Annotated in this window: 8 protein-coding genes; all 8 read left to right on the top strand. The window is 71.4% G+C overall.

Features of this window, described 5'->3' with window-relative positions; translation table 11 throughout:
* On the top strand, positions 1-986 hold a 986-nt coding region (locus AOK16_RS12390; RefSeq protein WP_055472316.1), incomplete at its 5' end, for an alpha/beta hydrolase.
* Positions 987-1,093: 107 nt separating this feature from the next.
* Positions 1,094-1,846: a GntR family transcriptional regulator gene (locus AOK16_RS12385; RefSeq protein ID WP_055472315.1), complete on the top strand. Its 753-nt coding sequence runs from the start codon at positions 1,094-1,096 to the stop codon at positions 1,844-1,846.
* A gap of 176 nt (positions 1,847-2,022) precedes the next feature.
* Positions 2,023-3,738 carry a purine-cytosine permease family protein gene (locus tag AOK16_RS12380; RefSeq protein ID WP_055472314.1) on the top strand — a complete coding sequence of 572 codons (1,716 nt, stop codon included), beginning with the start codon at positions 2,023-2,025 and terminating at the stop codon, positions 3,736-3,738.
* Between the two features lie 171 nt (positions 3,739-3,909).
* Positions 3,910-5,559 carry an APC family permease gene (locus AOK16_RS12375; protein WP_055472313.1) on the top strand — a complete coding sequence of 550 codons (1,650 nt, stop codon included), beginning with the start codon at positions 3,910-3,912 and terminating at the stop codon, positions 5,557-5,559.
* A 132-nt stretch (positions 5,560-5,691) separates the two neighbouring features.
* Positions 5,692-5,883: an SPOR domain-containing protein gene (locus AOK16_RS12370; RefSeq protein ID WP_055472312.1), complete on the top strand. Its 192-nt coding sequence runs from the start codon at positions 5,692-5,694 to the stop codon at positions 5,881-5,883.
* Between the two features lie 248 nt (positions 5,884-6,131).
* Complete coding sequence (locus AOK16_RS12365; protein ID WP_055472317.1) at positions 6,132-6,509, top strand: (deoxy)nucleoside triphosphate pyrophosphohydrolase; 378 nt, start codon at positions 6,132-6,134, stop codon at positions 6,507-6,509.
* 273 nt (positions 6,510-6,782) lie between these two features.
* The gene (locus AOK16_RS12360; protein WP_055472311.1) at positions 6,783-7,229 is read left to right on the top strand and encodes an ATP-binding protein; all 447 of its coding nucleotides are present in this window, start codon (positions 6,783-6,785) and stop codon (positions 7,227-7,229) included.
* A 257-nt stretch (positions 7,230-7,486) separates the two neighbouring features.
* Positions 7,487-8,948, top strand: a 1,462-nt coding sequence (locus tag AOK16_RS12355) for a PAS domain-containing protein (RefSeq protein WP_157859191.1), incomplete at its 3' end; no start/stop codon positions are given.

Below are 8,948 nucleotides of genomic sequence, written 5' to 3'. Positions count from 1 at the left end.
CAGGTCCCGCGCCGTACGCCGCGGCCTGGCGTACGGCGCGGGACCTGGGCGAAGGGCTGTCCGTGGCGGGCCAGTTCGCCGGGCTGAACTACTCGCGCGGCCCGGAGCGCGACCGCACCCTGGTGTACGCGCGCGTGGGCAGGTCGCGGATGAAGATGGACGTCTGGCTGCCCCGAGACCACGCCCTCCTCCCGTACCGCACGCTGCCCCGGCGGGCCCTGGCGCACGGCCCGCTGCTGCCGCAGGGCCGCTCGGGGCTGGCGCTGCGCAGCCCGCGCCCGGCCGTGGTCTGGGTGCACGGCGGGGGGTACGAGTCGGGGCACCGCAGCCAGACCCCGCGTTGGAACCAGTGGCTCAACGAGCTGGGCTACGCGGTCTTCGACATCGAGTACCGGCTCGCCCCCCGCGCCACCCAGCTCCAGCAGATCGGCGACGTGAAGTGCGCGATCGGCTGGGTGCGCGAGCACGCCTCCGACTACGCGATCGACCCCGCGCGGATCGTCCTCGCCGGCACCTCCGCGGGCGGCAACCTCGCGCTGGCCGCCGCCTACACCGGCCGCGACAAGCGCCCGCGCCCCTCCTGCGAGACCGGTCGGGACACCTCGGTGCGCGCGGTGGTCTCCTTCTACGGGCCCACCGACATGGCCGGGATGATCGACGCGGGCGGGGACGGCCGGGCCGACCCCAGGGTCCGCCGCTTCATGGGCGGCTCGCTGATGACGGCCTCGGAGGGGTTCCGGTACGGGTCGCCGGCCCGGCTCGTCCGGGCGGACGTGCCGCCGACGCTGCTGCTGCACGGCAGCCACGACCGGATCGTCCCGGTCGAGCAGGCGCGCCAGTTGAACGCCCGGCTGACTACGGCGGGTGCCGAGCACGAGTACGTCGAGATCCCGTGGGCGGACCACGCATTCGACTACAACTGGGGCAACTGGGGCACCCAGATCGCTCGCCCCGTACTCGCGCGCTTCCTGCGACTTCATGCCTGAGGCCCACCAAGATCAGCACATCGAGTGAATCCCTGGCCTCCGCTTGCGGACAGCAACCGACGGTTGCCACGCTGTTGCAATCTGTCAACCCGATCGGAGGGGCGCACGTGCCTTTCGGTGAGCAGCCCGCGTACCTCCGCGTCGCGGGCGACCTGCGGCAGAAGATCGTGGACGGCTCGCTTCCGCCGCACACCCGGCTCCCGTCCCAGGCCCGCATCCGCCAGCAGTACGGGGTCTCCGACACCGTCGCGCTGGAGGCGCGCAAGGTGCTCATGGCCGAGGGCCTGGTCGAGGGGCGCTCGGGATCGGGGACCTATGTGCGGGAGCGGCCCGTGCCGCGCCGCCTGGCCCGCTCCGGCTACCAGCCCGAGGGCGAGTCGACCCCCTTTCGCCAGGAGCAGGCCGACGAGCGGATCAAGGGCACGTGGGAGTCGTGCAGCGAGCAGGAGGGCGCGAGCCCCTCGGTCGCGGAGCGGCTGGAGATCGAGCCGGGGGAGCGGGTGATGCGCACCCGGTACGTGTACCGGGCCGACGGCGAGCCCGCGATGCTCTCCACCTCCTGGGAGCCGCTGGCCATCACCGGCCGCACGCCCGTGATGCTGCCGGAGGAGGGTCCGCTGGCCGGGCGCGGGGTGGTCGAGCGGATGGCCGCGATCGACGTGATCGTGGACAACGTGCTCGAAGAGGTCTGTGCGCGGCCGGGGTTGGCGGAGGAGACCGCGGCGCTCGGCGGGGTGCCGGGGCATCCGGTGATGGTCGTGATCCGGACGTTCTTCGCCTCGGGGCGGCCGGTCGAGACCGCGGACCTGGTCGTTCCGGCGGACCGGTACCGCATCGCGTACCACATGCCGGTGAGATGACCCGCCGTCGATCGGCGGGGCTCCAAGGGCTTCGACCGCCGCCCCGTGATCCGGAGTTAACGCGCGCCTGGCTCTCGTAACAGGCGCGCAATCCCGCCCCGCGATGGCCTGTCATGTCCACTGCCTACCGTCCGTTCCGTACCCGCGCACGAGGTCGGACGGCAGGAAGGCAGCGCATGACGGAGACCGCGACATCCACGCAGGCGGAGGAGGGCGCGGACGCCGCGCCGGAAGGCCCCGACTCCGCGCCGCCCAAGCGCAGTTACGCCAAGCTCGCCGCCGACGAGAGCCGCGAGGACTACTCACTCCGCTACGCGCCGCACTCCTTCCGCCGCTGGTCGCCGACGATGGTCGCCTCCACGGCGCTCGGCGGGATCGCGTACCTCGCGGACTTCGCGATCGGTGCGTCCATCGTCTTCACCTACGGCTTCACCAGCGGGTTCGCCTCGATCCTCACCGCCGCCGCGATCATCTTCCTGACGGGGATCCCGATCGCCCGCGCCTGCGCGAAGTACGGCCTGGACATGGACCTGGTGACCCGAGGCGCCGGTTTCGGCTACTTCGGCTCGACGCTCACCAGCCTCATCTACGCGAGCTTCACCTTCATCTTCTTCGCCCTGGAAGGCTCGATCATGGCGCAGGCCATGCACCAGGCCGTCGGGCTCCCGCTGGAGGTCGGCTACCTCCTCACCACGCTGATCGTGATCCCCATCGTCTTCCGCGGGATGGGCGCGCTCGCGAAGGTGCAGGCGTGGACCCAGCCGATCTGGCTCATCGGCATGGTGCTCCCCTTCGCCGTCCTCGCCTTCGAAGCCCCTGACGCCTGGGGCGCGTTCGGCTCGTTCGGCGGCACGGAGGGGGCCGGCTCCGGCTTCTCCTGGATCGGCTTCGGGCTGGGTACGGGGGTGGCGCTCTCACTCATCGCCCAGATCGGCGAGCAGGCCGACTACCTGCGCTTCATGCCCGCCAAGACCGCGGAGAACAGGACGTGTTGGAACCTCGCGGTGCTCGCCGCGGGCCCCGGCTGGGTGATCATCGGCGCGGCCAAGCAGCTCGGCGGCGCGTTCCTCGCCTTCGTGGCGCTGGAGGCGGTGGGCAAGGCGCATGCGCTGGAGCCGATCGCCCCGCAGATCGAGGCGCTCAGGCCCTGGCTCGGTTCGGTGGCGCTGCCCGCGGCCGCGGTGTTCGTCGTGGTCTCGCAGATCAAGATCAACGTGACCAACGCGTACAGCGGTTCGCTGTCCTGGTCGAACTTCTTCTCCCGCGTCACGCACCGCCACCCGGGCCGCGTCTGGTACATCTTCCTCAACCTCGGCATCGCGCTGACGCTGATGGAGATGAACATGTTCGCGGCACTCAACAAGTTGCTGGGGTTCTACTCCAACGTCGGCATCGCCTGGATCGCCGCCGTCGCCGCGGATCTGGTGATCAACAAGCCGCTGGGGCTGAGCCCGAAGTACATCGAGTTCAAGCGGGCGTACCTGTACGCGGTGAACCCGGCCGGGTTCGGCGCGATGACCCTCGCCTCGACCGTCTCGATCCTGGCCTTCTTCGGCCTCTTCGGCACCTACGCCCAAGCGTTCTCGACCTTCATCGCCTGCGGGCTCGCGCTCGTCCTCTGCCCGCTGATCGCCTGGCTGACCGGCGGGCGCTACTACCTGGCCCGCAAGAACCCGGTCAACGGGCCCGACGTCGAGGTGGTCAACCCCGAGGCCACCCACACCTGCGCCGTCTGCGAGACCGCGTACGAGCTGCCGGACATCGCCGACTGCCCCGTGCAGGCCGGGCCGATCTGCTCGCTGTGCTGCTCGCTCGACGCGGCGTGCGGGGATGCCTGCTGCAAGACACCGGACGGTCCGGTGCTGCTGCCCGTACCGGTGGTCCGCGGCTGATCTGATTGGCGCGTTAGGCCCGCTTTGCCCTGGTGGGCGAGGCGGGTCTTTCTGTTGCAAACCTCACAGACCCCCAGGTAAGAGCGGTTTCACGGGAGTTGGCCCCTTTTCCGATCCCTAGGATGGCGCGGTTTGCGTTCTGTCCATGAGGGGTGAAGGGAGAACCACGGCTTGAGTACGGAGCAGGGTTCCAGTTCCAACTACCGGCGGTCGCTCGGCACCGTGGCGCTCACCGCCGTCGGCCTCGGCTCGATCATCGGCTCCGGGTGGCTGTTCGGCGCCGAGCGCGCGGCCGCGCTGGCCGGACCCGCCGCGATCTTTTCCTGGGTGATCGGCGCCGTCGTCGCCCTGACCATCGCCCTCACCTACACCGAGCTCGGCTCGATGTTCCCGAAGGCGGGCGGCATGGTCCGCTACGGCCAGTACTCGCACGGCTCGCTCGCCGGCTATCTGGCCGCCTGGGCCAACTGGATCGCGATCGTGTCGGTGATCCCGGGCGAGGCGACCGCCTCCATCCAGTACGTGAGCTCCTGGGACTTCGGCTGGGCCCAAGGCCTGTACGACGGCAAGGAACTGACCGGGACCGGCGTCGCCGCCTCCTCGGTCCTGCTCGTCTTCTACTTCTTCCTCAACTGGTTCGCGATCTCCCTGTTCGCCAAGACCAACACCGCAATCACCGTCTTCAAGGTCGTCGTCCCGGCGCTGACCGCCGGCGCACTGCTGCTCGCGCACCTCGACACCGACAACCTCACCGCGCACGGCGGCTTCACGCCGAACGGCTGGAGCGCGGTCTTCAGCGCGGTCGCGGTCTCAGGAATCGTCTGGGCCTTCAACGGCTTCCAGTCGCCGCTCAACATGGCGGGCGAGGCGCGCGACCCCGGCAAGTCCTTGCCGAAGGCCGTCATCGGCTCGATCCTCATCGCGCTGGTCATCTACCTCGCCCTCCAGGCCGCCTTCCTGCTGGCCGTCCCGGCCGCGGACCTGAGCCAGACGGGCGGCTGGAGCGGCCTGTCGTTCAACTCCCCGCTCGCCGACCTCTCGCTGGCCTGGGGCCTGAACTGGCTCGCCCTGCTGCTCTACGCGGACGCCTTCGTCTCCCCCTCCGGCACCGGCATGATCTACGCGGCGACCACCTCGCGCATGATCCACGGCGTGCAGGAGAACGGCCATCTCCCGGGCGTCTTCGGCCGGGTGGACCCCAGGACGGGCGTGCCGCGGCCCGCGCTGCTGCTGAACCTGGTCGTCGCCTTCGTGTTCCTCGCGGTGTTCCGCGGCTGGGGCTCGATCGCCGAGATCGTCGGCGTCGCGACCGTCATCTCGTACGTCACGGGACCGGTCGCAGTGATGTCGCTGCGCCGCCTCGCGCCCGAACTGCCGCGCCCGGTGCGGCTGCGCGCGATGCCCGTGATCGCGCCGACGGCGATGGTGTTCGGCTCGCTGGTCATGTACTGGGCCCGCTGGCCGCTGACCGGCAAGGTCATCTTCATCATGGCGATCGGGCTGCCGATCTGGGCCTGGTACGAGCTGCGCAAGCCCTGGGCCGAGCTCAAGCCGCATCTGAAGGCCGGCGCCTGGATGGTGACGTACCTGCTGGTCATGGCGTTCGTGTCGTGGGCGGGCGGCGAGGAGTTCGGCGGCCGGGGCTATCTGGCGCCCGGCTGGGACATCCTCGTCGTCGCGCTGCTCGGCCTGGGCTTCTACGGGTGGGGCGTGCGCAGCGCCTGGCCCAACCCGTCGCTGGCCGGGGTCACCGCCGAGATGGCCGTCGCCGTCGCCGACGCTCGCGAGGGGAAGTCCAACCTCGAACAAATGGCCGGATAGCTGCCTCTTCGTGAAAACCCGTATCCGTTGAGTGAAGGCCGGGCGTAGGGTCGGGCATATGCGGATTGCGTTTTCAGGTGGCGAAGAGACGCGGCGCACGGCGGCGCGGGAGACGGCGTCAGGGGTGGTGCGATGACGGACATCGGGCCCGTACTGCCCTGGCTCGTCATACGCGAGGAGGAGAACGGCAACCGCTACCGCGTCGGGCGGTACGCGACCAGGGCCGAGGCCGAGCGGACCGCGGAGCGACTCCGGGCGCAGGGCGGCGGGAGTGAACCCGAGCTCTACCTGGTGGAGCGCATCGGCCGCCGCCTTTCGTCGTAGGCCGCCGTTGCGCGCTGTCGCGCTGTTTGTGCCTGTTGTGTCGTCGGGTCGGCGCGCCGCCGGGCCGCCGTGCGTGCCACCGGGCCGTCGCGTCGGCGTGCCACCGGGCTGCCGCGTCGCTGTGCCGTCGGGCCGCCGAGCCGTCGGGTTATCGGGCGGTGGGGCCGCCGGGCCGCCGCGTGGTCGCGTCGCCGTAGAGTCTCCGCGTGACCAACCCTGCGCCCCAAGTGCCCGGAGAAGAGCCGCGGATCGTGATCGGTGGCGCGGTGCTGGACGGCGGGCGGCTGCTCGCCGCCCGCCGCAGTGCGCCGCCCGAGCTGGCCGGCCGCTGGGAGCTGCCCGGCGGCAAGCTGGAGCCCGGCGAGACGCCGGAGGAGGCTCTCGTGCGCGAGCTGCGCGAGGAACTCGGCGTCGAGGTCCGGCCGATCGCGCGGATCCCCGGCGAGTGGCAGTTGAAGCCGGGGTACGTGCTGCGGGTCTGGACGGCGCACCTCCTCGCGGGCGACCCCCAGCCCCTGGAGGACCACGACGCCCTCCGCTGGCTCACCCCGTCCCAGGTGGACGAGGTCGACTGGCTGGCCGAGGACCGCCCCGCCGTCACCGAAGCAATGCGGATGCTGCGCTAGCCGTCGGCGGTTTCGTGCGGGCTGCGGCAGCCGCACCGCGGTGGTCGCCCACCGTCCCGGCGGGAATCGCCTGGGGGCTCCGCCCCCAGGCCCCTGGCAGGGTCGATGGGCGTACGGAATGGGCCGTGCGCCGTTTCGCGCGCCTTTCGTGGCATGCTGCGCCCTTTGTCGCGATAGCCGGGCGCTGATACCGGGTATGCCGTTGGTAGCCAACCCGAAAATCCCCCCGAATTCCCCAGGAAAAGGACGGCGGGGCCTGCCATCGGTCTGGAAGTGGTCGGCGTGAGCGACACCGCAGGGGCCCCCGAATCGACTCCCCCTGCCCCGTGCGCCGCAGCGGGCGAGAGCCGTGTCGAGTGGACCTTCCCCGACGAGCCCGACGCCGTACGCGCCGCGCGTTCCCTGGTCCGTACGACCCTCAACGAGTGGGGGCTGAACGCGATCAGCGATCTGGCCGTACTCCTCGTCAGCGAGCTCGTCACCAACGCCCAGCGCTACGCCACCGGCCCCATCGGCGTGTGCCTGCGCCGCGGCCGCGGTGACGCACTGGTCGTGGAGGTGTCCGATCCGCTGCCCGAACTCCCGCTCGCACGCGACGCGCGCCCCGACGACGAGGGCGGGCGCGGCCTGCAACTGGTCGCCCGCACCTCCCGGCGCTGGGGCACGCGGCGCGGAACCTCGGGCAAGACGGTGTGGTTCGAGCTGGTCCTGCCGGGTTAGTAGAAGGGGGAAGTAACTGATCAACGGGGACGGGTCGGGCCATCCGAACGCGGACGGTACGCACCGCTGTGACCAATCGGGGCTGATCACAACGCTCCGAATGAGACAGTGCTGTGATCGTGAAGGCCGTGTTCCGGATAGCTGCGGTGCTGGATACTCAGCGGAGGCCGGTCCGGGCAAGGCGAGCTGGAGGGGACGGGCGCGTGAGCGACATACCAGCGGGGGCGGGGACGCCCGACGAGAGTGTTGGTGCCGCGATGTGGCAGGCGAGCCCCGCCGGGTCGATGTACGACTACATCAGGGTCGGTTCGTTCTCCTTGGGCCCGGACGGGCGGATCGACCAGTGGAGCCGCCGCGCCGCCGACCTCCTGGGCATACCCGCCTCGGCCGCGATCGGCAAGGACCCCGTGGCTGCCTTCGTACCCGCCGAGTTGCGCGAGCTGGGGCACCGCAAGATCGCGGAGATCCTGGACGGCCACGACTGGGTCGGCCTCGTGCCGTTCCGCGCCCTGGAGGGCACCGAGGCCAAGGGCCTCGCCGAGGTCTACGTGATGCCGACCGAGACCGAGAGTGGCGGAAAAGGCGCGCTGTGCCTCGTCGTCGACGTGCGGGCGCTGCGCCGGATCGAGACCGACCTCGCCGCCTCGCAGGCGATTTTCGGTCAATCTCCCATGGGATTCCTGCTGTTCGGCCCCGACCTCAGGGTGCTGCGCGCCAACGAGCGCTTCGCCACCGTCTTCGGTGGCACCGTCGAGTCCCACCGCGGCCGCGGCCCCGGGGACTACCTCCCGCGTGCCGAGGCGGACCGCCTCACCGCCGCCCTCCGCCAAGTCCTGGAAACCGGCCAGCCGGTGACGGAGCTTCAGCTCATGGGTCCGGTCCCCGGCGACCCCGAGCGCCGCCGCTGGTCGCTGCACCTGTTCCGGCTGCACAGCGCGAGCGGCCGTCCCATCGGCGTCGCGGGGCTGGCCACCGACGTCACCAAGCGCCGCAACGCCGAGCGCGAGGCCGCCAGCGCCCGCCGCAACCTCGCCCTCCTCAACGCCGCCAGCACCCGTATCGGCAACTCCCTCGACCTGGAGACCACCGCGCGCGAGCTGCTGGCCGTCGCCGTGCCGCAGTTCTGCGACCTGGCCTCCGTCGACCTCTACCAGGGCCTGCTCGCCGGCGACGAGACCCCGCCCGGCCTCGCCGACGGCAGCGCGGAGCTGCGCCGCGTGGCCTTCGCCAGCGCCGTGGCCGACGCCCCGGTCGTACGCGGTGCCGGCGCCGGGGACAGCGGCGAGCCGCACGCCATCGAGGTCGGCGAGGTCCACCGCTACGCCTTCAACTCCCCGCACGCGGCCGTCCTCCGCACCGCCAACGCCCGGGTCATCCCCGGCAAGGAGGGCGAGGAGGGCCCGGAACTCGGCGGCGGGGTCGTGCAGTCCACGCTCGCCGTGCCGATGGTCGCCCACGACACCGTCGTCGGCCTCGCCCAGTTCTCCCGTACGAAGGGCAGCGAGCCGTTCGGCGAGCGCGACACCGCCCTCGCCCTGGAACTGGCCGCCCGCGCCGCCGTCTGCATCGACAACGCCCGCCTCTACCGCCGGGAGCATGAGCGTGCCCTGATCCTCCAGCGCTCCCTGCTGCCCCCGGGCGACCCCGAGGCGGCGGGCCTCGACATCGCCTGCCGCTACCTGCCGGGCAACACCGCCACCGAGGTCGGCGGCGACTGGT

It is taken from the genome of Streptomyces pathocidini (assembly GCF_001418495.1).
Taxonomy (GTDB): Bacteria; Actinomycetota; Actinomycetes; order Streptomycetales; family Streptomycetaceae; genus Streptomyces; species Streptomyces pathocidini.
This window is presented reverse-complemented; position numbering and strand designations above follow the sequence as displayed.

Excerpts from the sequence above, each read along its gene's own strand:
- AOK16_RS12380 (WP_055472314.1), top strand. The coding sequence starts at position 2,023 with ATGACGGAGACCGCGACATCCACGCAGGCGGAGGAGGGCGCGGACGCC.
- AOK16_RS12370 (WP_055472312.1), top strand. The coding sequence starts at position 5,692 with ATGACGGACATCGGGCCCGTACTGCCCTGGCTCGTCATACGCGAGGAG.